Source organism: Dechloromonas hortensis (genome assembly GCF_009469765.1).
In the GTDB taxonomy this organism is placed as follows: domain Bacteria; phylum Pseudomonadota; class Gammaproteobacteria; order Burkholderiales; family Rhodocyclaceae; genus Azonexus; species Azonexus hortensis.
Genome location: NZ_SSSQ01000010.1, coordinates 52,341 through 73,013 on the forward strand (window position 1 = coordinate 52,341; position 20,673 = coordinate 73,013).

A 20,673-nucleotide genomic window follows, 5' to 3' on the forward strand; every position below is an offset into this window, starting at 1 on the left:
AAATCAGGGTCTTGCCGGGGTTGGCACTATCTCTGCAAGAAGGTTCAAACCCCAACCCCTTTCCGACAGAGGAGCAATACGATGGAACAATCCACGCCTCCGATTACCCGCGAGGCCGCGCTGCGTGTGGCGCTGGCAGCGCGGGCCATGCCCAATGTGACCTTGCCGTCGCTGATCGACCTGCTGCGCCGCCAGTTGGGCGACGAGATCGACGAGGAAGCGCTGCGCAAGGTCACCGTTACCCAGTTGAAGACCGGCTTCGCCAGCGTCGATGGCGAAGAGGATGGCGAGGATATCGGCATCGGTCTCGAAGCGATGAAACTGGCCGTGCGCATCCTGTGGGGCGAAACCCAGGGCGACGACACGCTGCCCAAGATCCAGCCCTATAGCGATGGTGACATGCCGGGTTCGGTGCGCGTCGCCATCGCCTCCGACAAGGGCGATCTGTTGAGCGGCCATTTCGGCTCCTGCCTGCGCTTTCTCGTCTATCAGGTTTCGCCGGCAGCCATCCGGCTGGTCGATATCCGCGACACCATGGACGCCGAGTTCGCCGAGGACCGCAACCTGTGGCGGGCCAGACTGATCGGCGATTGCCATGTCTGCTACGTCGTGTCGATTGGCGGTCCGGCGGCGGCCAAGGTCATTCGGGCCGATATCTACCCGATCAAGCTGCCCGACGGCGGACCGGCCGAGGCTGTGCTGGCCCAGTTCCAGAAAGCGATGGCCGAGTCGCCGCCGCCCTGGTTGCTGAAAATACTCGGCGTCGCCGCCGAAAATCGCCTGAAAAACTACAGTGCTGCCCCCCAAGAGGACTTCCTGCCGGGCGTGGTCGACGACGAATAAAGGGCAAAAACGCCCGGCCCGACGCTAGGCGGCGCTGCGCCAGGGCGTGCCGGCAAAGCGTTCGACCAGGAAATCGACCATCGCCCGCACCTTGGGCGACAGGTGGCGGCCGCTCGGGTAGGTGGCGAAGAGCGGCACCGGCTCGACGTGGTGCCAGTCGGTCAGGATCGGCACCAGGTCGCCACGCTGGATGGCGTCGCCGACGATGACATCGGTCAGCCGGGTGATGCCGACGCCGGCCATGGTCAGTTGCAGCACCGTCTCGGCATTGTTGGCGACGACATTGCCGTCGATATGCACGACGCGGATGCCGTCGTCGGTATCGAACGGCCAGCGGCGCAGTACCGGCAGGCTGGTGATCCACAGGCAGTTGTGCTGATGCAGGTCGTCCGGCGTGCGCGGCGTGCCGTACCTGGCCAGGTAGGACGGCGCGGCGCAGATGACGCGCTCCAGGTTGCAGATGCGGCGGGCGACCATCGACGACTCGTCGAGCTGACCGATGCGGATGGCGAGATCGATGCCCTCTTCGACGGCGGCCGGCGGCTGGTCATTGATGGTGATGTCGAGGTGGACGCCGGGGTGGCGTTCGAGAAAGTGCGGAATGGCCGGTGCCAGCTGGTGCATGCCGAAGGCCGAGCCGCAATGCAGCCGGAGCAGGCCCTGTGGGTGGCTGGCCGACTGCAGCACTTCGGCTTCCGCTTCGTCCATCTCGGCCAGGATGCGCCGGGCCCGCAGGTAAAAGGCCTCGCCTTCCGGCGTCAGGTGCAGGCGGCGCGTCGTCCGCTGCAGCAGGCGGGCGCCCAGCCGGTCTTCGAGCCGGGTGACCAGCTTGGAGAGGGCGGACGGGGTCAGGTCCAATTCCCGCGCTGCGGCAGAGAAGCCGCCGGTATCGACGGAGCGGACGAAGGCGGTCATTTCGGCAGAGCGATCCATGGCTTGATTATGGACGAAAATTCACAAATGTTGTTCCTGATGGCGTAATTGTTATTGGTTGCTCATGCAATTACAGTTCGATCCGTGCAATGTTGCACCGCAGCAGGAGTAAGCCATGACCCCCATCGACATCCCAACCATCGAACGCCAGGCCCGCGCCCTTCGCGCCCAGGAAATTCAGCGTTTGCAAGGCTTGTTCGCCGAGCGTCTGCGTCTGTACGCATTGCTGCTCGGCAACAGTACGCTTTCCCTGTTGAGCCTGGTGGCGGCAACGTTGCGCCCGGCCTTTTCCTGGAATCCGCAGCAAGCATCCGGCAAGACCGGACCGGCCCTCGGCGTGCGCCTGAACCGTCTGGCCCGTCGCCTGTTTGCGTGGAATCCGCAGGCCCAGCGTCACTGCTGAGCGCCTGGCCAGCCGGGAAAACTTTCCGGGCTGGCTGTTATAGAGCGGCCTACGCGGCCGCCTTTTCCATCTGCCCCGGGGCCAGGCCGACCGTGGTCAGCAGCGGCCCGTCAAAACCGTTCCACCAGATTGCGACCCAGGCAGCCCCTTCGTCGTCGATGCGTTCGACTTCGCAGGTCGAGCCGATCATGTCGTTGAACATGTCGAGATCGTCCTCGTCCATGTCCGGATCGGGGGATACGGCCAGAATGCGGACCCGGTCGCCCAGCTGGACTGCGTTGCCGTGGCGGTCGACGGTGGCGGGATGTGCGTTCATCAAAGACTCCGGTTGACTGTGCGGGCCGGCCGCTTTGTCGGATAGTCGACGTCAGCGGAGCCAGTTATCCGCTTTGTGCAACAGCCGTGCCAGCCGGCCGCTATTTCAGCGCCTGGGCAACCCGCTTGTCCAGGCCGCGCATGAAGGCTTCGACCGCCGCGGTGTAGTCCGACTCCTCGCCCAGTTTCTGGTTGATCTCGCCATGCGACAGATCCTGCGTCAGCACGGCGGCCCGGGTGCCCAACTGGCTGGCCTTGTCGACAAAGCGGCGGGCCTCCGGGCAGGCGTGCTGGCGCTGGCTGGAGCAGACGGCGAGCAGCGCGCTGCTCGGTCGGCTGAGTTGCTGGAAGGGTGAAACGGCGTGCCAGTAGGCCGGGTCCTTGCCGAAGGCGCGGTCGTAGAGCGGCAGATGCCGGCTGCCCATGATGGCCGGCACATCGAGCGCACCGCTGTCGAGCAGGATACTGCCGAGCCAGGGCGATGCCCCCTGTTCGGCCGCCAGTTCCGGCCGGGCGGCGAGCAGCGCGACCAGGTGGGCACCGGCTGAATGGCCCATCAGGATGAATTTGCTGCGTTCCGCGCCCCAGCTCGCCGCCAGTTCCTGGGCCATGGCCAGCGCCCGGGCGACATCGCGAGCTTGGTCGAGCGGCCCGATTTTGGGCAATAAACGATAGTTCACCGCAACGAACACGAAACCCCTGGGCACCCAGCGTGCCAGCTTGTTCTCGACAACCCGGCGCATCTCCTTGTCGCCGAACTGCCAGCCGCCACCATGCACCATCAGGATGACCGGCGCCCCCTTGGCCTGGGGCGGGGCATAGACGTCGAAGCGCTGTTCCTCGTCGTTGCCGTAGGCGACATTGCGCTTGAGTAGCGTTTCGGCGCCGGCTGTCCCGGCCAGCAGCGCGCTCAGCAGCAGGACGATGAACTTCAGGCGATTGCAGAGAAGAGGGCGGAGCATCGGCGGAAGGTAGGAAAAAGCCATTCGGAATAGAACGAAGGCATTATCACATGCGGCTGCCGGAAGGCGTGCCGGGATTGCCGGACCGACCCGCTTCAGGCGACGCCGAGGGCAGTCTTCAGCGCCCGACTGCCGGATGGGGTCAGCAACAGCCCGAGGGCGGCGCAATTGAGCAGCACGCAGGCCCAGAAAACGACGAGAAACGAGGCCTTGCTCGTTTTGTGGCGCAGGCGGTTCTGGGCGATCAGGGCGCCAGGCCAGCCGCCGATCAGGGCGAGTAGCTGCAGCGTGCTTTCCTGGGTGCGCCAGCGCTGCTGGCGGGCGGCCGACTTGTCGATGGCGTAGGCAATGAAGGCGACCAGGCTCGCCCCGGTATAGAGGCCGAGCAGCGCCAGTGGCAGCTTGCCGGCCAGCACCGAAAATGCAACGAAGGCGAGAAAAAGGCCGGCAATCAGCAGCGGCAGCCGGTTTGCTGCGGTCGACCGTGAATTTCGGGCATTTTTCGCCGCGCCGACGAAATCCGTCGCCCGGGCCTGCCGGCGTCCCCGTTGGTCCTGCTCCAGTTCGTAGGTGACGATCTGGCCGACTTCCGGCCGCCGCTGACGATTGGCGAAGGACTTGATATGGACGAAGACTTCCGCCCCGCCCTGGTTGGGGGTGATGAAGCCGTAACCCTGCTCGTCCTTCCAGCGGGTGATTTTTCCTTGGTAACGCATGGTCTCAATGACGTCGGCAATTGATAAGCGGCCGTCATTGTCGGCGATTCACAGCACGTAGAACAAGATCGCAATGAAATGCGAAAGGCTGCCGGCGATCACGAACAGATGCCAGATGCCGTGCCAGTGGCGGAAACGCTCGTCGAAGGCGAAGAAAACGATGCCCACCGTATAGAAGAGGCCGCCGGCCGCCAGCCAGAGAAAGCCGGCCAGGCCAATGCTGGCCAGCAAGGGCTTGATGGCGACCAGCACGATCCAGCCCATCAGCGCGTAGATGACCAGTGATAGCACGCGTGCCTCCGAGCGCGGCTTGATCTCCTGCAGCATGCCGATCAGGCCCAGCGTCCAGACGATGCCGAACAGCGACCAGCCCCACGGCCCGCGCAGGCTGATCAGGCAGAATGGCGTGTAGCTGCCGGCGATCAGCAGGTAGATCGACAGGTGGTCGAGCTTGCGCAGCACATTTTTCGCCCGGCCGCGTACGCTGTGATAGAGGGTGGAAATGCTGTACAGCACGACCAGCGTCGCGCCATAGACGGCTACGCTGAACAGCTTCCAGCCGTCGCCGCTGGCTGCCGCCAGTTTGATCAGCCAGGCGGCGCCGCCCAGCGCGAATAGGGCGCCGAGCAAGTGTGTCCAGGCATTGAATTTTTCCCCGTGGTACATGTTCCCTCTCCCCCGAGTCTGCGGCGCCGGTGTTCGGGCCATCACTTGATGCTAACCGGTATCGACCGGCGAAATCGTGTGAGGTTCGTGGCGAAGCTGTGACCGCGTGTGTCTATTGGCGGGGGCTACTTGCTTTGAATCAGTGGTCTGAGCGGGTATTCGCCGGGAAGCCCGGCTGTTTCGCAGCGTCCATCCTTGTACGGACCACTGACCTTTTCCCAACCCTGGCCGGGATAAGTCTGTGTGCACAGCGCCTTCCCATCCAGCTTGCTGCGCCATTTGTACCAGGGGGCAGGTGCGGCGAGGGCGGAAATGGCGAACAGGGTTGATACGGCTGCAATGACGACCCTCGATTTCATGGTTGCCTCCTTGGGTATGGCGCGGACGCCACTTACCCTTGTGGCTGGTTGAGGTACATCCCTCGCCGTGCTCATCGATCGCCGCTCTCCATGTGAAACCTGTGAAGGACACGGTGTGCCATCGGCGCGAGAATGACGCCGGCGACGATGATCACCACCAGGCCGCAGTAGAGTGCATACAGGCCGGCAAAGAGCTTGCCACCGAATGTGACCGGGGTGTTTACGGGGCCCATTCCGCCGAGGAGCATCGATGCGTTCAGAAACGCATCAATCCAGCCCAAACCCTCAATGATGTGATACCCGACCATGCCGATAAACAGCGAAACGGCTATAAGTGTAAGGGCAACGATTCCGCTGTGCGCCAGCCGAACAATGAACTGATGCAGCGAAATTACGGGTTGAGAGCGATGCTCAAAGTCGGGGAGAAGCCTTTTCATCGCTCTTCTAGCATGGTGCTAACCGGCCCCGTGCGGCTTTTCTGAAAATCGGGAACAGACCATGGTTTCCAACTTCAAGAAGCACCAAGCAACTCGTCAGACGCCGGCTCCAGTTCGCACCGGAACTCCAGGCGTCGAAGCGTTCTCCGGGGCACATGAAGGGGCTAGGCGCTGGCGACAGCCGCCGCGAGATAACCCTCGAGCTGCTGGTCGTACTCCTTGAAGTGGGCGAACAAGGTTTCCCGGACGCGGTCGATCCCCTCGATGGCCTGGATGCCGTTGCCGTCGCCGGAAAAAACTACGCGAATCTCCTTCAACTGCTGCGCGATATCCATGTGTGCCTGATTGTGCGCAATGCGGTGCGCTGTCGGGACCATCCCATCCATGTAGATCGATTCGACTAGGTTGTGTTTCAGCGTTATTTCGACGAAGGCCCGGATCATCTGCTCGATATTGCCGTGGCAGACGCCGCGCTGGCTGGAATGGCAGTCGTTGCAATTGTCCAGCCGGTCACGCTGGTTACACTGGGCCTCGATGCGCTCGATCAACTGCAGCATTTGATCGTGATCCCGGCGCATTTTCTCGACGGCTTGTTCCCTTATTGCGGGCATATCTTGATCTCCCTTCTGAGAAATCATCCGATGTGGCAGGGGCCAGGATTCGCGCCGGGCAGAAGGGCGGCACAACAACCTCCCTTCTCTCGGTTTATACCGGGTCTGGCGATTAGGCCATCACCTTCGCAAACAGTTCCTGGCGGGCTGCAAGGAGCATGCGCCGCCCGTTTGGGCGGCGTTTGTTTTTGGGGCGAATATAATGCACCCCCATGGCCCAAGCTTCCCACAAGAATACACCTTCGCGGCGTGACGACTCCCTCCGCGCAACACTGACCGCCGACGCGCGCCGGCTACTGGCCCTGCAGCGCGAAATGCTACGACCACAAAAACAAGGGCTGGCCCTAGGGGCGACCGCTGAAAAACGGCAAAAACTGCAGGCCGAGCTCGGTGCCCTGCTGGCGCAGTCGCAGGCGGCGGTCGTCGCCCGGCGCGGCAAACTGCCGAAGCCGGAATTCCAGACCGACCTGCCGGTCAATGAGCGGCGGGCCGACATTGCCGACCTGATCGAGAAAAACCAGGTAGTCATCGTCTGCGGCGAGACCGGTTCGGGCAAGACGACGCAGTTGCCGAAAATCTGCCTCGATCTCGGCATCGGTTCTCGCGGCCTGATCGGCCACACACAGCCGCGCCGGCTGGCCGCCCGTTCGGTGGCGACGCGTCTGGCGCAGGAGCTGAAGACGCAGGTCGGGGCTGGGGTCGGCGTCAAAATCCGTTTCCACGACAAGTCGACCACCGACAGTTGGGTCAAGCTGATGACCGACGGCATCCTGCTTGCCGAGTCGCAGTCCGACCCGTATTTGAACGCCTACGAGGCGATCATCATCGACGAGGCGCACGAGCGCAGCCTGAACATCGACTTCCTGCTCGGCTACCTGAAGCAGTTGCTGCCGAAGCGGCCGGACCTGAAGGTGATCATCACCTCGGCGACCATCGACGCCGAGCGCTTTTCGCAGCACTTCAATGGCGCGCCGGTGATCGAGGTGTCCGGCCGCCTCTATCCGGTCGACGTGCGTTACCGTCCGGTTTCCGATCTCGAAAAGCAGGACGACGAGCGCGATCTGTACGACGCCATCGTCGATGCCGCCGATGAATTGTCACGGCTGGGTAGCGGCGACATCCTCGTTTTCCTGCCCGGCGAGCGCGAAATCCGCGAGGCAGCCGAAGCTTTGCGCAAGCATGCGCTGGCCCGGCCGGGCATGTCATCGGCACATGCGCCCGAAATCCTGCCGCTCTTCTCGCGCCTGTCGGCCGGCGAGCAGGACCGAATTTTCAAGCCATCCGGCAACCAGCGGCGCATCGTGCTGGCGACCAACGTCGCCGAAACCTCGCTCACCGTGCCCGGCATCCGCTACGTCATCGACACCGGGCTGGCCCGCGTCAATCGCTACTCCTACCGCAACAAGGTCGAGCAACTGCAGATCGAGAAGATCTCGCAGGCGGCGGCGCGGCAGCGGGCCGGGCGCTGCGGCCGGGTGGCGGCCGGCGTCTGCATTCGCCTGTACGACGAGTTGGATTTCAACGCCCGCGCGCCGTTCACCGACCCGGAAATCCTGCGTTCCTCGCTGGCCGGCGTCATCCTGCGCATGAAGTCTCTGAAGCTGACCGATGTCGAGAGCTTCCCCTTCATCGAACCGCCGCCGGCCAAGGCGATTGCCGACGGCTACGCGCTGTTGCAGGAATTGGGCGGGCTCGACGAGGAAAACCGCCTGACCAAGGTTGGCGAGTCGCTGGCCCGCCTGCCGCTCGATCCGCGCATCGGCCGCATGCTGGTTGCGGCGCGCGACCTCGGCTGTCTGAAGGAAGTGATGGTCATTGCCGCCGGCCTCTCGGTGCAGGACCCGCGCGAGCGGCCGCAGGAACGCCAGCAGGCGGCGGACGAGAAACACAAGCTGTTTGCCGACGAGAAGTCGGAGTTCCTCAGTTGGTGGAAGCTTTGGAATTGGTTCCAGAACGCCGTCGAACACAAGAAGTCGAACAAGCAGCTGGTCGATACCTGTCACGCGCATTTCCTGTCCTACCTGCGCCTGCGCGAATGGCGCGAGGTGCACAGCCAGCTGCATTCGATGATCGGTGAGCTGGCGGCCAAGGACGGCGGCTGGAAGGAAAGCGAGATTCCCGGCACCTACGAGGCCATCCATCAGGCGCTGCTCTCCGGCCTGCTCGGTAACCTCGGCTGCAAGGCCGACGAATCCGGCTATTACCTCGGGGCGCGCGGTATTCGCTACCTGATCCACCCGTCGTCGCCGCTGCAAAAGAAGGCCGGCAAGTGGATCATGGCGGCCGAGATCACCGAGACGACGCGCCTCTTTGGCCGCTGTGTCGCCCGCATCGAACCGGACTGGCTGGAGAAAGTGGGCGCTCACCTCATCAAGCGCAGCTACTTCGACGCGCACTGGGAAAAGAAGGCGATGCAGGTTGCCGGCTGGGAGCGGACGACGCTCTACGGCGTGGTCATCAACCCGAAGCGGCGCATCCATTACGGCCCGCTGGCACCGGCCGAGGCGCGCGAAATCTTCATCCGCCAGGGCCTGGTCGGCGAGGAAATCGACGACGCCTACGCCAAGCGCTGGCCGTTCTACCAGCACAACCAGAAGCAGATCCGCGACATCGAGCACCTCGAACACAAGCAGCGCCGGCAGGACGTGCTGGTCGACGACGAGCTGATCTTCGCTTTCTACGACTCGATCATTCCCGAGGGCATTCACAACGGCGCCACCTTCGACCATTGGCGCAAGGAGGCCGAGCGCGACAATCCGAAGCTGCTCTATTTGTCGAAGGACGACCTGATGCGGCATTCGGCGGCCGGCGTCACGACCGAGGCCTTCCCGCATCATCTGAAGGTCGGCGGCGTCGAATACACGCTGACCTACCATTTCGAGCCGGGTTCGCCGCGCGACGGCGTGACGCTGACCCTGCCGCTGGCACAGCTCAATCAGATTCCGGTACAGCGCATGGAGTGGTTGGTGCCCGGGTTGCTGAAGGAAAAGCTGATGCAGCTGATCAAGACGCTGCCGCAGAAGATCCGGGCGAAACTGGTGCCGGTGCCGGAATTTGTCGAAGAATTCATGTCGACCGTCGCCAGCAATGAAAAGAAGATGAATCAGGGGCTGATCCAGCCCCTGATCGACCACATTCTCGAAGCGCGCGGCCTGAATGCGCGCGGCTGGGCGGTGACGCCCGATGCCTTCCGGCCCGACGCGCTGCCGCCGCACTTCTCGATGAACTACAAGCTGATCGACGAGCATGGCCGCCAGCTCGACATGAACCGTAGCCTGGTCGCCCTGCGCGCCGAGTGGGGCAAGGAGGCGAAACAGGAGTTCGCCGAACTGCACGAAACGCCGTCCGAATACACCAAGCTGACCGACTGGACCTTCGGCGAATTGCCGGAGTTGATGGAAGTGCCGGTCGCCGGCCAGACCGTGCTCGGCTATCCGGGGCTGACCGATGACGGCGAAAGCGTCAGCCTGAAGGTCTTCGATTCGGCCGAAGAAGCGGCCGCCGCCCATCGCGTCGGCCTGCTCCGCCTGTTCATGCTTCAGTTCCGCGACCAGGTGAAGTATTTCGACAAGAACGTGCCCGGCCTGACCCAGATGGGCATGCAGTACATGGCGCTGGGCAGCAACGACGACCTGAAGCGGCAGATCATTGCCCTGACCTTCGAGCGAGCCTGCTTGACCGAGCCGCTGCCGACGACGCCGAATGCCTTCAAGAGCCGCTGTGGCGACAGCAAGGCGCGCCTCGGCCTGATCATGCAAGAGGTCTGCCGCATGGTCGGTACCGTGCTCACCGAATGGCAGGCGGTGACCAAGAAATTGCCAGCCTTCAAGGCTCACGCCGCGGTAGTGCAGGACATCGAGGCGCAGGTGAAACGCCTGATGGGCAAGAATTTCGTCACCGACACGCCCTTCGAGCGGCTGCAGCACTACCCGCGCTATTTCAAGGCGATCCAGGTCCGGCTCGACAAGCTGAAGGCCAACCCGGCGCGCGACGCACAATTGATGGCCGAGTATGGCCCCTTGTGGACCAACTACGAACGCCGCGCCATCCAGCTCGCCAAGCTGGGTACCATCGATCCGCAGATCGAGCAGTTCCGTTGGCTGCTCGAAGAGCTGCGCGTCGGGCTCTATGCGCAGGAACTGCGGACGCCGGTGCCCGTATCGACCAAGCGTCTGCAGAAGCAATGGGAGGGCATCAAGCATGGGTGACGTGATGCTGGCGCTGATGCGCTCGCTGGCCAGCCTGCGCCGCGGCAAGGTGTGGGGCTATGTGCTGGTGCCGGCGCTTTTCTCGCTGGTGTTGTGGATCGTGCTGGCGATCTGGGGGCTGGGCGTGCTGGTCGACTGGCTGCTCGGCCACCCGCCGATGAGCCTGCTGATCGGCTGGGGCCTGGCCTGGCTGGCCCATATCCTGGCCTACATGGGCGGCTGGATGGCGATCTTCGCCGGCGCCTACCTGACTGCCTCGCTGCTCGCCGCCGTGGTGATCATGCCGCTGCTGCTCAAGCACCTTTCCGAAACGGAATACCGCGACGTGGCGCCGATGGGCAAGGACAGTTTCGTCGCTGCTGCGGTGAACAGCGTGCTGGCCTCACTTTTGTTCATCGCCGGCTGGCTGCTCAGTTTGCCTTTGTGGATCATTCCCGGTCTGTCGCTGATTCTGCCGCTCCTGCTGATGGCTTGGCTCAATCGCCGGACCTTCGCCTACGATGCTCTATCGATGCATGCCACGGTAGCGGAGTGGCAGGCCATTCGCCAACAAAACAAGGCGCCCCTGTTCATGCTTGGCCTGAGCATGGCGCTGCTCGCCCACATTCCGCTGCTCGGTCTGCTGGTCCCGGCGCTGGCGGCGCTATCATTCGTCCATTACGGGCTGGAAGCCCTCCGTCGCTCGCGCGGCGGGGCAATTGTCACCATCGAGGGAGAGCGTGTATGAGCCGTACCTTTGGCGCCATCATCATCGGCGACGAAATCCTGTCCGGCAAGCGCCAGGACAAGCACTTCACCAAGATTGCCGAACTGCTCGGGGCACGCGGTTTGCGTTTGTCGTGGGTGGAGTATCTGGGCGACGACCGCCAGCGTCTGGCTGAAACTTTCAAGCGGACGATGGCAACCGGCGATGTGGTGTTTTCCTGCGGCGGCATCGGCAACACGCCGGACGACCATACCCGGCAGGCCGTGGCCCTGGCGCTGGGCGTCGATCTCGAACTGCATGCCGAGGGGTACGAGGAATTGAAGGTCCGCTTCGCCGGCGAGGAAATCACCGACAAGCGCAAGTTGTTGGTGACTTTCCCCCTGGGCGTGCAGATCGTCCCCAACCCGTTCAACCGCATTCCCGGCTTCATGGCCAACGGGCATTATTTCGTGCCCGGCTTTCCGCAGATGGCGCATCCGATGATCGAATGGGCACTCGACACCTTCTATAGGGATGAATTCAAGGCGGTGAGCGGCATGGTCGAAAAGGCCGTCCTGCTGACTGGGCCGATGGCCTATGAAAGCGCCTTGCTCGACCTGATGGAGCGCATCGTCAAGGATTACCCGACACTGCGCCTGTTCTCGCTGCCTTCGCTGGTCGGCAAGGAGCGCAAGCATCTGGAACTCGGCGTCGAAGGCGAGCCTGGGTTGGTCGAGCAGGCGATGGCGGAAATTCGTGCCGAAGTCGAAAGGCGCGGCATCGATTGGGCCTGGCGTACCTAGTCGGGGACTCCGGCGGTAGACGTAAAAAAACCCGCGATTTCGCGGGTTTTTCTTGAGCCGGAAGCGCCAGGTTACTTGGCGGCGGTCTTCTTGGCGGCGGCGGTCGTTGCGCTGACGGCCTTGCCGGTGGCCTTGCCAGCGGCGGACATGTTGGCTTCGGCGATGTCGGACAGTTGCTTGGCCATCGAGGTCATGGTGTCGAACGCCTTGGTCGAGGCGCCGAGCATGGACTGCATGGTGGCGGCGAACACGTCACCACCGACCGGTGCGGAAGCCTTGGCCTTCTCAACGGCGCTGGTCGCGGTCTTGGTGAAGGTGCTGTACTGGGCTTCCATGACCGAAGTCACTTCCTTCTGCATCTGGGCCACCAGGTCATACACGTTGCGGGAGTAATCCATCAACTTGTCGACGTTCGGCTGGGCGAGATTGCTGTTGAGCTTGGCCATTTCGCTGGCGTCCTTGGCGGACATCAGTTGCTGGGTGCTGGCAACGGTGTTGTTGAAGAATTCGCGGGAGGCAGCCATGTTGAGGGCGGTCAGGCGCTCGACGCCGTTGAAGGCGGTACGCAGCAGGGCCATCATCACTTCGGCATTGGCTTTTTGGGCGGCGGCCAGTTGGTCAATATTCGGGTTGCTCATCATCATCTCCAGTCTGTTTTGGTAAGTGTGGATGAAACAAAGCCCCCGCCGTGAGGCGGGGGCTTTTACAACTGATTACTTGGACTTCTTGGCGGCAGCAGCGGAACCGACGGCCTTGACGGTGGCGTTGGTCGCAGCAGCAACATTGGCTTCGGCGATTTCGGCAACTTGCTTGGCAGCCTTGTTCATGTTGTCGAAAGCGGAGTTGGCGGCAGCGATGGCGCTCTTGACCGCGGCAACGGCAACGTCGGAGCCAGCCGGGGCGGACTTGGCAGCCTTGTCGAGCAGGCCGGCGACGGTCTTCTGGAATTCGCCGAACTGGCCTTCAACCATCTTGGACAGTTCTTCCTGGGTCTGGGCAGAGATTTCGTAGACGCTGCGCGAGTAGGCAACGGCCTTCTCGACGTTCGGCTGGGCCAGGGAAGCCTGGATGGACAGGGCTTCCTGAACGTCCTTGGCACCCATCAGGGCCTTGGCGCCGGAGACGGAATCTTCCATCAGCGAACGGGCGGTGTTCAGGTTCAGGGCAGCGATGCGCTCGGCAGATGCCAGGGCGGTGTTGGCCAGGGAGAGCAGGGAGTCAACAGTGGCTTTGTTGGCGGAAGCGAATTGCTCGGGCGTGGTGAACATGGTGGTATCTCCTAGATTAAAAGGTCATGCAAGACAGTCAAAAAAACCGTTGCAGCGCACTTATCTGAAGCAATGTTGCACTGCACCATGCCTGTAATTATAGAGGTGATTACTTCGATGTCAACAGCCTTTTGTGCAGTGCACCAAAATATTTTTTAATCTTCTTTCTCAATGGCTTAGCGCGACTACCCCAAACCATGTAGTGCCTCTGGTATTGCGTTGCGGCAAAATGCCTTTGGGTTATTCCCTGCTCGGTTGGCTGCTCAGTCCGGGGGCGCCCTTGAGTTCCAGGCGTTCGCCGCGAACGGGGGGCTGTACCGGTTCGCTGCCCTTGTTCTTGGGCTGGATGACGGCACGCACGCGAGGCGGCCCGGCTTTCGGGTCGCGCGTTTCGCCAGCGGTGACCAGGTACTTTTCGCTGACTGCGTCGTACCAGATGTAGTCGCCTTTGACTTCGTCTTCGCCGCTTCTCACCCAGGCCCGGTGAAACAACTCGGCAATTTCGCTGTTGCTGTTGTATTCGATCCGCTCGGCTTCGCCATCGATGTATTCGTCCTTGCCTTCGCGCTTCTGGCGGAAGCGGGCGAGGCCGCCTTTACCGGCGAATGCGGTGCCTTTCTGGAAACCGTACTGGTCTTCGGTAATGACGATGCGATCAGCCTTGAGCACCATGGTGCCTTTGGTGATGACGACATCGCCTTCAAGGATCTGGATTTTCTTGGCGTCGTCGATCGAGACGCGATTGGCTTCAAGCTGCATCGGCTTGTCGCGGTCGGCCCGTTCGGCCAGCGCAGGCTGGGCGGCGAAGAGGCAAAGTGTCAGTGTGGCGAGACGGAGGATCATTGCGTAGTCCTGGGTCGGATGTACAGGCCGGTCACCTGTGATTGCAGCACAAGGGTGGAGGTCTTGTCGTCGAGTTCGGCGCCGACGCCCTTGACCCAGGATTGTCCCTGGGTGATTTCGACCGGGCTGTTGGTAAAGGCAAAGCCGGCATCCGGCTGAACGGTCAGGTCGGGCATGCGGGCCACCATTTCCGGACGGTCGGCGGTGGCGGCGCGGGTGGCGCTGACCTCTTCCCACAGATAGACCGTTTCACCCTTGGCGGTGACCTTGGCGTTCTTTGCTGTCAGCGTGAAGGGCGGGGCTTCGTGGCGATAGGTGATCAGAGTGGGCGATCTGAGGATGGAGGTGTCGTCGTCCGGGTAGTGCACGAGATGAGGGGCGGTCAGGCGGTATTTGACCTGGCCGCTCGCATCGAACCGGCGAACTATGAAGTTTTCGGCGATGGCATCCGGGTCGTGGCGCAGCTTGCCGTCGTGCTTTTGCTCGCCGATATCGACAGCTTTTTGCAGCCAGAAACTGAGCCCGGCCAGCAGCGCGAGCAGGATGACCGGAAAGAGTTGGCTGGGCCAGTGCTTCATTGCGGGTCGAGGTAGGGCGCGAAGGCCGCTTCGAGCTTGCCCTGCGCGGCGAGGATGAACTCGATCGCTTCGCGGACTGCGCCCTGGCCGCCGGCGGCATCGGTGATGGCGTGGGCGTGTTCCTTGACCAGCGGGCGGGCATTGGCCGGCGCGATGGCGAATCCGCACAAGGTCATGGCCGGCAGATCGATGACGTCATCGCCCATGAAGGCACAGTCGTGCCACTGTAGATCCAGCTTTTCGAGCAGGCTTCCGACGGCGGCACGCTTGTTGGCGACGCCCTGATAGACATGTTCGATGCCCAGGTCGGCGGCGCGGGCGGCAACGACGCCGGAGGTTCGGCCGGTGACGATGGCCAGTTCGATACCGGCGCGCTGCATGAATTTCAGGCCAAGGCCATCCTGCACGTTGAAGGTTTTCAGTTCGCCGCCATCATCGGTGTAATGCAGGCCGCCGTCGGTCATGACGCCATCGATGTCGAAAGCGACGAGTTTGATGCGGGCGGCGCGGGCTTTGGCGTCCATCAGATAACCTTGGCAGTGAAGAGGTCGTGCATGTTGAGGGCGCCGACCAGAATGCCGTCGGCGTCGGTGACGAGGAGGGCGTTGATGCGCAGGCGCTCCATCATTTCGACCGCTTCGACGGCGAGACGATCCGGGCCGATGGTACGGGGGGCGGGATGCATCACCGAGTCGATGCTGCCCTGCTGCAGGTCGATGCGCTTTTCAAAAGCGCGGCGGAGGTCGCCGTCGGTAAAGATGCCGAGCGTCCGGCCGGTCAAATCGGTGATGGCGACCAGGCCAAGGCCGCCGCGCGACATCGCGATAATCGCCTCGCTGATGTCGGTGCCGGGCAGGACGGCCGGCACCTGCTCGCCAGCCCGCATGACATCGGCGACATGGGTCAGCAGGCGGCGGCCGAGCGAGCCGCCGGGGTGCGAGCGGGCGAAATCGTCCGGGCCGAAGCCGCGGGCATCGAGCAGGGCGACGGCCAGTGCATCGCCCAGCGCCAGCGCAGCGGTCGTGCTGGCGGTTGGCGCCAGATTGTGCGGGCAGGCTTCCTGGCTGACGCCGGCGTCGAGGTGCACGTCGGCTTCGCGGGCCAGCGTCGAACTAGCCGAGCCGGTCATCGAAATCAGTCGGGCGCCCTGTCGTTTGACCAGCGGCACGATACGCAGCAACTCTTCCGATTCCCCCGAATTGGAGAGGGCGAGCAGCACATCGTCGCGGGTGATCATGCCGAGGTCGCCATGGCTGGCTTCGGCCGGGTGAACGAAGTAGGCGGGGGTCCCGGTGCTGGCCATGGTGGCGGCGATCTTGCGCGCGATATGGCCGGATTTGCCCATGCCGCTGACGATCAGACGGCCGTGGCAGTTGAGAATCAGCTCGACGGCCCGGGAAAAATCGGCGTTTATCCGGTTTTTCAGGGCGTCGACCGCAGCAGCCTCGATGCTCAAGGTCTGGCGGCCCAGTTCCAGAGCGCGTTCCGGCGAAAAACGAAGGGCGGTGAGGCTTGGGTTCATGGGCAGGCTGCGGTTATGATGGCCGAAGTATACCTGAATCGCGAAAACGCCCCTTGAGCGCACTTCCCCTCGTTCTGCTGTTGCTTGGCGCCTCTGTTCTGGCGGTGGTTATTTTCCGCCGCTTCAATCTGCCGCCGGTGCTCGGCTACCTGTTCGTCGGCAGTCTGATCGGGCCGCATGCGCTGAACTTGATGTACGACATGCATCGGGCTGAATACATCGCCGAGTTCGGCGTCGTTTTCCTGATGTTCTCAATCGGCCTCGAGTTCTCGCTGCCCAAGCTCTATGCGATGAAGCGCATCGTCTTCGGGCTCGGCTTGTTGCAGGTGCTCGTCAGCATGGTGCTGATTACCGGCATGGTCATGCTCTTCGGCATCAACTGGCAACTGGGCATCGCGCTGGGGGGCGTGCTGGCGATGTCGTCGACGGCCGTGCTGACCAAACTGCTGGCCGAGCGGATGCAACTCGACTCGGCGCACGGCCGCGAGATAATGGGTGTGCTGCTCTTCCAGGATCTGGCCGTGGTGCCCTTGCTGGTGCTGATTCCATCGCTGACCCAGCCGCCGGAAAAGCTTGCCATGCTGCTCGGTATCGCCTTGCTGAAGGCGGTTGTCGTCCTCGCCGTCATTCTGGTTTTTGGCCAGAAGCTGATGCGTAAGTGGTTCCATTTCGTCGCCCGGGCCAAGTCGTCCGAAGTGTTTGTCCTCAACGTTTTGCTGATCACGCTCAGCCTGGCCACATTGACCGAACTGGCCGGACTTTCGCTGGCGCTTGGTGCCTTCGTAGCCGGCATGCTGATCTCGGAAACCGAATACCGCATTCAGGTGGAAGAAGACATCAAGCCTTTCCGTGATGTGCTGATGGGGCTGTTCTTCGTCACCATCGGCGTCAAGCTGGACATGCATATTCTGGTGGGCCTGTGGTGGCAAGTTCTGCTGGTCCTGGCTGGCCTGCTGGTCACCAAGAGCCTGGTGGTCGGTCTGCTCTCCTGGCGCCTGGGGGCAACGCCGGGCAACGCCATTCGTTCGGCACTCTGGCTTTGCGCCGGCGGCGAATTCGGTTTCGTGCTGCTCGGCGAAATTGCCCGGATGCCCAAGGCCGTCGAGCAGGTGGTGTTGACCGCGCTGGTTCTGTCGATGCTGATTGCGCCCTTTATCGTGCATTACAGTGAGCGCATCGTGATGCGGTTTGCCTCCGGCGAATGGCTGCTCCGCTCGATGCAGTTGACCCAGATTGCCGCCCAGTCGATGGGCACCGAAAAGCACGCGATTCTTTGCGGTTTCGGCCGTAGTGGCCAGTACCTGGCCCGCTTCCTCGGGCAGGAGGGGGTCAATTACATTGCCCTTGACCTTGACCCCGATCGGGTCCGGGAGGCGGCGTCAGGCGGCGAAAATGTCGTGTTCGGCGATGTCGGGCGCAAAGAGGCGTTGATCGCCGCTGGCCTGATGCGGGCGAGCGTGGTGATCGTCACCTTCAGCGATACCTTGCTCGCCGAAAAGGTGCTGCACCATATTCAGTCGGTTCGCCAGGACTTGCCGGTGGTGGTGCGTACGGCTGATGAGCGCGACATGGAGCGCCTGACGCGGGCCGGGGCGGCCGAGGTAGTGCCGGAAGCCCTGGAAGCCAGCCTGATGCTCGCTTCGCATGCGCTGGTCCTGCTCGGCATACCGATCAACCGTGTTCTGAAGCGCATCCGTCAGACCCGCTCGCAACGTTACAGCCTGCTGCGTGGTTTCTATCGCGGCATCAGCGACCGCGACCGCGACGAGGATGACGATCACCAGCCGCGCTTGCATTCCATTCTGCTCGTGCCGGGAGCGGCCGCCGTCGGTCGGACGCTGGACGAGGTCAATCTTGAGGAGTTGGGCTGCGAAGTCAGCGCCATCCGCCGTCGCGGCATCCGCGCTGTCGAGCCGGCGCCGGAAACACGGCTGGAGGAGGGAGATGTGCTGGTCGTGCTGGGTGATCCCGAAGCTGTTTTTGCAGCGGAAGATCGCCTGCTGCAGAATTGAAAAAGCCCGCCGAAGCGGGCTTTTTCAAAGGGGCATTAAAGCGATTTGCAGATAGTAAAGAGCTTGACTCCATCATCCGTGTAAGCGGTTGCAGATGCCGTTGCTGTAGGGCTGGTCAAGCCATCGGCCGCTACGCTACTTGATTGGCTATATCCGCGCACGGTACCTTTGTTGGGGACACCATCATCGAATTGAGCGTCAATTGCATTTGCAATTTTACCGGGAAGGTTCGAGGAACAAACGATCAAGCCGGCCAATTCAACAGAACTGCTCGGTCCTGCATCTGTCTGTACGCCAATAATTCCGCCTGCCGCATTTTGAGGTTGAGCAAGCGATGCGGTGTCTCCGCCGATGAAACCGGCGAGTCGTAGGTGATTCCAGAACATCCGTGTTTCGTCAGTGTCTGTTTTGGAATTGAACGCGCCGCTTAACTTGCCGTTGTGGTCGCCATTGCTTGCACCGGTCCAACGGCTGGATGCTTTGTCATCATCTCCAGGAAAAGCTTTGTAGCGATCTTGGTAGCCATAAATAGCTGCTGCCATCCCATTCAGGTCGTTGGCTACGTTCTTTATTTTTGCCTGGGTGATCAATTCCTGCCCCTTCAGCACGCCACCCAGCAGCAAGCCGATAATGACCAGCACGATGGCAATTTCGACGAGGGTGAAGCCCCCTTGTTGCTTTTTCATGGCATGCTCCGATTAGTATTTTCTGAAAAAGTACCTGCAAATATTGTGCCTATGGAAAAGTATCCGGTTCTGGCAAATTTGATGATGTTTGGCCGGTCTGCGCTGTCCAAAAATCGACAGGTTGTCTGGAAATGAACGCTCGGCCTCGTCTTTCCCTGGGCCTCTGGCTGGAGCGACGGCCCCACATGCTGTTGGCGGCGCACTTGTTGCTCGTCCACCTGCTCGCCTTCGGCGGCTGGAAAATCCTGGCCGTTCGCCTGCTCTGGCTGGTCGCGCTTGGTCTTTTCCTGATCTGGCAACCCTTTGTAGCCGGCGAGCGGCGGATCAGCCCGCGCCAAGGCGCCTTGCTGGTCGCTATCGCCTTGGCGACGGTTCTTTTCCTTGGGCCCTGGTTGTTGCTGATCTGGTGCGGCGCCCTGGCGGCGGTCATCGGTGGCCGAGTGCTGTGGACCGAGTCGCGGCGGGAGCGCCTAGGTTATCTGTTGGCGTTTGGCTATCTGGTTGGTTTGACGGTGCTCGGCGTGGTTCCGGAGATTTCCCCGGCGGTGGTGCTCGATCCCCTGCCGCGTGACGTTTTCGCCCGTTTCATGCCACTGCTGTTGCCGCTATTACTGGTTTTCCCGGCCCAGCCCCTGCAGCGCAGGGCCGGGGATGCATTCGATCTTTTCTACGGCATGCTGGTGTTCCTGGTGCTGGCCGTCTTTGTCCTCGGCGCTCTGGCCTACATGTTGGTCGGTGAGATCGGTTATGTCGAATCGCTGTTCAAAACCTCGCTGACCCTGGCTGCGGCGCTGTTGGTGGTGGCCTGGGCGTGGAACCCGCGGGCCGGCTTTTCCGGCATCGGTTCGGCGGTTTCTCGTTATCTGCTGTCGGTCGGCATGCCGCTCGAGCAATGGTTGATCCAGTTGTCGGAAGAGAGCGAGCGGGAGGCGCATCCGGAGCGTTTTCTGGGCGCGGTAATGCACCGACTGCGCGGTATGCCCTGGGTGACCGGGGCGTCGTGGCAAACCGTCGGGCCACTTGAGCGCTTCGGCGAAGAAACCGCTTTGCTGCATAGCTTGCGGCTGAACGGCGTGGCGCTGTCGGTGTTTTTTCGCCACCCGCCCTCGCCGGCGATGCGCTGGCATGTTGAATGGCTGCTGCGTCTGGCGGCCGAGTTTTATCTGGTCAAGCGGCAAACCCATGATTTGCAGCGCATGGGCTATCTGCAGGCGGTTTATGAAACCGGGGCGCGCGTGACGCACGATGTCAAAAACCTATTGCAGTCGATGCAGCTACTTTGCTATGCCGCCGCCCAGCCCGGCGATCCGGCTGAAGTGGCGGCCTTGCTTGGGCGGCAGTTGCCGCAGATCACCGAGCGCTTGAAGGTCACCCTGGAAAAACTGCAGTCACCGCGTACCGAGCGAGTCGATCAATTGCCTGCCGCAGACTGGTGGCAGGCGGTGCGAGAGCGTTATGCCCATCTGGCGATCGCCTGGCAGGGCGAGCCGGCAGCCGGCTTAATGGTGCCGGGCGCTTTGTTCGACAGTGTGCTGGAGAATCTGCTGCAGAACGTTCTGGCCAAGGGGCAGCGCAGTCCGGGGTTGCGGATTGGTGTTGGCTTTGTCGATGCGGGCTTTGCGGTGAGCGACGATGGCCCGTGCATTCCAGGCGAACTGGCGAACGCGCTGTTAGCTGAGCCGGTCGCTTCGGAGGATGGTCTGGGCATCGGCCTGTTCCATGCGGCGCGGCAGGCGGAGGGCTTGGGCTATCGCTTGGCGCTGGCGGAAAATCGCGATGGCTGCGTGCGTTTCAGATTGGCGCCCGCCACCGAGTAGCCGGCA

22 protein-coding genes are annotated in these 20,673 nt (G+C 62.4%); 7 read left to right on the plus strand and 15 right to left on the minus strand.

Annotation, left to right across the window (positions count from 1 at the left end; translation table 11 throughout):
* Positions 1–81: 81 nt before the first annotated feature.
* The gene (locus GH663_RS15315; RefSeq protein ID WP_153132580.1) at positions 82–843 is read left to right on the plus strand and encodes a dinitrogenase iron-molybdenum cofactor biosynthesis protein; all 762 of its coding nucleotides are present in this window, start codon (positions 82–84) and stop codon (positions 841–843) included.
* A gap of 24 nt (positions 844–867) precedes the next feature.
* On the opposite strand, the gene GH663_RS15320 is transcribed toward GH663_RS15315, so the two are convergent.
* A complete protein-coding gene (locus GH663_RS15320) occupies positions 868–1,776 on the minus strand; it encodes a LysR family transcriptional regulator (protein ID WP_066882828.1) in 909 nt (302 codons plus the stop codon).
* A gap of 115 nt (positions 1,777–1,891) precedes the next feature.
* Here GH663_RS15320 and GH663_RS15325 point away from each other — a divergent pair, with 115 nt between their 5' ends.
* Entirely contained in the window at positions 1,892–2,179 is a 288-nt protein-coding gene (locus GH663_RS15325; RefSeq protein ID WP_153132581.1) for an RSP_7527 family protein, read from the plus strand.
* Between the two features lie 49 nt (positions 2,180–2,228).
* On the opposite strand, the gene GH663_RS15330 is transcribed toward GH663_RS15325, so the two are convergent.
* From GH663_RS15330 to GH663_RS15360, 7 genes are all read right to left on the minus strand, one after another.
* Complete coding sequence (locus GH663_RS15330) at positions 2,229–2,495, minus strand: hypothetical protein (RefSeq protein WP_066882826.1); 267 nt, start codon at positions 2,493–2,495, stop codon at positions 2,229–2,231.
* 100 nt (positions 2,496–2,595) lie between these two features.
* Positions 2,596–3,456 carry an alpha/beta hydrolase gene (locus GH663_RS15335; RefSeq protein WP_211371169.1) on the minus strand — a complete coding sequence of 287 codons (861 nt, stop codon included), beginning with the start codon at positions 3,454–3,456 and terminating at the stop codon, positions 2,596–2,598.
* A gap of 95 nt (positions 3,457–3,551) precedes the next feature.
* Positions 3,552–4,172, minus strand: a complete 621-nt coding sequence (locus tag GH663_RS15340) for a DUF1294 domain-containing protein (RefSeq protein WP_153132583.1) — start codon at positions 4,170–4,172, stop codon at positions 3,552–3,554.
* Between the two features lie 48 nt (positions 4,173–4,220).
* A complete protein-coding gene (gene trhA, locus GH663_RS15345; RefSeq protein WP_153132584.1) occupies positions 4,221–4,838 on the minus strand; it encodes a PAQR family membrane homeostasis protein TrhA in 618 nt (205 codons plus the stop codon).
* 125 nt (positions 4,839–4,963) lie between these two features.
* Positions 4,964–5,197 (minus strand): hypothetical protein, encoded by a 234-nt coding sequence (locus GH663_RS15350; RefSeq protein WP_153132585.1) that lies wholly within the window; start codon positions 5,195–5,197, stop codon positions 4,964–4,966.
* A gap of 71 nt (positions 5,198–5,268) precedes the next feature.
* Positions 5,269–5,634, minus strand: a complete 366-nt coding sequence (locus GH663_RS15355) for a hypothetical protein (RefSeq protein WP_066882823.1) — start codon at positions 5,632–5,634, stop codon at positions 5,269–5,271.
* A 164-nt stretch (positions 5,635–5,798) separates the two neighbouring features.
* Positions 5,799–6,245: a hemerythrin domain-containing protein gene (locus tag GH663_RS15360; RefSeq protein WP_153132586.1), complete on the minus strand. Its 447-nt coding sequence runs from the start codon at positions 6,243–6,245 to the stop codon at positions 5,799–5,801.
* A 212-nt stretch (positions 6,246–6,457) separates the two neighbouring features.
* Between GH663_RS15360 and hrpA the strand changes: the two genes are divergently transcribed.
* From hrpA to GH663_RS15375, 3 genes are read left to right on the plus strand one after another with little or no spacing between them, the layout of a single operon-like run.
* On the plus strand, positions 6,458–10,453 hold the full coding sequence (gene hrpA, locus GH663_RS15365; protein WP_211371170.1) for an ATP-dependent RNA helicase HrpA: 3,996 nt from the start codon (positions 6,458–6,460) through the stop codon (positions 10,451–10,453).
* Complete coding sequence (locus GH663_RS15370) at positions 10,446–11,180, plus strand: EI24 domain-containing protein (RefSeq protein ID WP_153132587.1); 735 nt, start codon at positions 10,446–10,448, stop codon at positions 11,178–11,180. Before hrpA ends, GH663_RS15370 begins: the two co-directional genes overlap by 8 nt.
* Positions 11,177–11,941 carry a competence/damage-inducible protein A gene (locus GH663_RS15375; RefSeq protein WP_153132588.1) on the plus strand — a complete coding sequence of 255 codons (765 nt, stop codon included), beginning with the start codon at positions 11,177–11,179 and terminating at the stop codon, positions 11,939–11,941. The genes GH663_RS15370 and GH663_RS15375 overlap by 4 nt, the downstream gene beginning before the upstream one ends.
* Before the next feature lie 71 nt (positions 11,942–12,012).
* On the opposite strand, the gene GH663_RS15380 is transcribed toward GH663_RS15375, so the two are convergent.
* The 6 genes from GH663_RS15380 to GH663_RS15405 form a co-directional block, all read right to left on the minus strand.
* The gene (locus GH663_RS15380) at positions 12,013–12,579 is read right to left on the minus strand and encodes a phasin family protein (protein WP_066882819.1); all 567 of its coding nucleotides are present in this window, start codon (positions 12,577–12,579) and stop codon (positions 12,013–12,015) included.
* Between the two features lie 75 nt (positions 12,580–12,654).
* Positions 12,655–13,209 carry a phasin family protein gene (locus GH663_RS15385; protein WP_066882818.1) on the minus strand — a complete coding sequence of 185 codons (555 nt, stop codon included), beginning with the start codon at positions 13,207–13,209 and terminating at the stop codon, positions 12,655–12,657.
* A gap of 240 nt (positions 13,210–13,449) precedes the next feature.
* The gene (lptA, locus tag GH663_RS15390) at positions 13,450–14,052 is read right to left on the minus strand and encodes a lipopolysaccharide transport periplasmic protein LptA (RefSeq protein ID WP_153132589.1); all 603 of its coding nucleotides are present in this window, start codon (positions 14,050–14,052) and stop codon (positions 13,450–13,452) included.
* Positions 14,049–14,630 carry an LPS export ABC transporter periplasmic protein LptC gene (lptC, locus tag GH663_RS15395; protein WP_153132590.1) on the minus strand — a complete coding sequence of 194 codons (582 nt, stop codon included), beginning with the start codon at positions 14,628–14,630 and terminating at the stop codon, positions 14,049–14,051. Before lptC ends, lptA begins: the two co-directional genes overlap by 4 nt.
* Complete coding sequence (locus GH663_RS15400; RefSeq protein ID WP_153132591.1) at positions 14,627–15,154, minus strand: KdsC family phosphatase; 528 nt, start codon at positions 15,152–15,154, stop codon at positions 14,627–14,629. The genes lptC and GH663_RS15400 overlap by 4 nt, the downstream gene beginning before the upstream one ends.
* Positions 15,154–16,152, minus strand: a complete 999-nt coding sequence (locus tag GH663_RS15405; protein WP_153132592.1) for a KpsF/GutQ family sugar-phosphate isomerase — start codon at positions 16,150–16,152, stop codon at positions 15,154–15,156. Before GH663_RS15405 ends, GH663_RS15400 begins: the two co-directional genes overlap by 1 nt.
* A 53-nt stretch (positions 16,153–16,205) precedes the next feature.
* Here GH663_RS15405 and GH663_RS15410 point away from each other — a divergent pair, with 53 nt between their 5' ends.
* Positions 16,206–18,164 carry a monovalent cation:proton antiporter family protein gene (locus GH663_RS15410; RefSeq protein ID WP_153132593.1) on the plus strand — a complete coding sequence of 653 codons (1,959 nt, stop codon included), beginning with the start codon at positions 16,206–16,208 and terminating at the stop codon, positions 18,162–18,164.
* A gap of 35 nt (positions 18,165–18,199) precedes the next feature.
* Here the strand turns inward: GH663_RS15410 and GH663_RS15415 are convergent, their stop codons facing one another.
* Complete coding sequence (locus GH663_RS15415) at positions 18,200–18,850, minus strand: prepilin-type N-terminal cleavage/methylation domain-containing protein (RefSeq protein WP_153132594.1); 651 nt, start codon at positions 18,848–18,850, stop codon at positions 18,200–18,202.
* 131 nt (positions 18,851–18,981) lie between these two features.
* Here GH663_RS15415 and GH663_RS15420 point away from each other — a divergent pair, with 131 nt between their 5' ends.
* Complete coding sequence (locus GH663_RS15420) at positions 18,982–20,667, plus strand: histidine kinase (RefSeq protein WP_153132595.1); 1,686 nt, start codon at positions 18,982–18,984, stop codon at positions 20,665–20,667.
* The last annotated feature ends 6 nt before the right edge of the window (positions 20,668–20,673 follow it).

Coding starts and splice junctions, on each gene's coding strand:
- GH663_RS15315 (WP_153132580.1), top strand. CDS start 82: ATGGAACAATCCACGCCTCCGATTACCCGCGAGGCCGCGCTGCGTGTG.
- GH663_RS15405 (WP_153132592.1), bottom strand. CDS start 16,152: ATGAACCCAAGCCTCACCGCCCTTCGTTTTTCGCCGGAACGCGCTCTG.
- hrpA (WP_211371170.1), top strand. CDS start 6,458: ATGGCCCAAGCTTCCCACAAGAATACACCTTCGCGGCGTGACGACTCC.
- GH663_RS15325 (WP_153132581.1), top strand. CDS start 1,892: ATGACCCCCATCGACATCCCAACCATCGAACGCCAGGCCCGCGCCCTT.
- GH663_RS15415 (WP_153132594.1), bottom strand. CDS start 18,850: ATGAAAAAGCAACAAGGGGGCTTCACCCTCGTCGAAATTGCCATCGTG.
- lptC (WP_153132590.1), bottom strand. CDS start 14,630: ATGAAGCACTGGCCCAGCCAACTCTTTCCGGTCATCCTGCTCGCGCTG.
- GH663_RS15330 (WP_066882826.1), bottom strand. CDS start 2,495: ATGAACGCACATCCCGCCACCGTCGACCGCCACGGCAACGCAGTCCAG.
- GH663_RS15350 (WP_153132585.1), bottom strand. CDS start 5,197: ATGAAATCGAGGGTCGTCATTGCAGCCGTATCAACCCTGTTCGCCATT.
- GH663_RS15400 (WP_153132591.1), bottom strand. CDS start 15,154: ATGGACGCCAAAGCCCGCGCCGCCCGCATCAAACTCGTCGCTTTCGAC.
- GH663_RS15375 (WP_153132588.1), top strand. CDS start 11,177: ATGAGCCGTACCTTTGGCGCCATCATCATCGGCGACGAAATCCTGTCC.
- GH663_RS15380 (WP_066882819.1), bottom strand. CDS start 12,579: ATGAGCAACCCGAATATTGACCAACTGGCCGCCGCCCAAAAAGCCAAT.
- GH663_RS15340 (WP_153132583.1), bottom strand. CDS start 4,172: ATGCGTTACCAAGGAAAAATCACCCGCTGGAAGGACGAGCAGGGTTAC.
- GH663_RS15420 (WP_153132595.1), top strand. CDS start 18,982: ATGAACGCTCGGCCTCGTCTTTCCCTGGGCCTCTGGCTGGAGCGACGG.
- trhA (WP_153132584.1), bottom strand. CDS start 4,838: ATGTACCACGGGGAAAAATTCAATGCCTGGACACACTTGCTCGGCGCC.
- GH663_RS15320 (WP_066882828.1), bottom strand. CDS start 1,776: ATGGATCGCTCTGCCGAAATGACCGCCTTCGTCCGCTCCGTCGATACC.
- GH663_RS15335 (WP_211371169.1), bottom strand. CDS start 3,456: ATGCTCCGCCCTCTTCTCTGCAATCGCCTGAAGTTCATCGTCCTGCTG.
- lptA (WP_153132589.1), bottom strand. CDS start 14,052: ATGATCCTCCGTCTCGCCACACTGACACTTTGCCTCTTCGCCGCCCAG.
- GH663_RS15370 (WP_153132587.1), top strand. CDS start 10,446: ATGGGTGACGTGATGCTGGCGCTGATGCGCTCGCTGGCCAGCCTGCGC.
- GH663_RS15355 (WP_066882823.1), bottom strand. CDS start 5,634: ATGAAAAGGCTTCTCCCCGACTTTGAGCATCGCTCTCAACCCGTAATT.
- GH663_RS15385 (WP_066882818.1), bottom strand. CDS start 13,209: ATGTTCACCACGCCCGAGCAATTCGCTTCCGCCAACAAAGCCACTGTT.
- GH663_RS15360 (WP_153132586.1), bottom strand. CDS start 6,245: ATGCCCGCAATAAGGGAACAAGCCGTCGAGAAAATGCGCCGGGATCAC.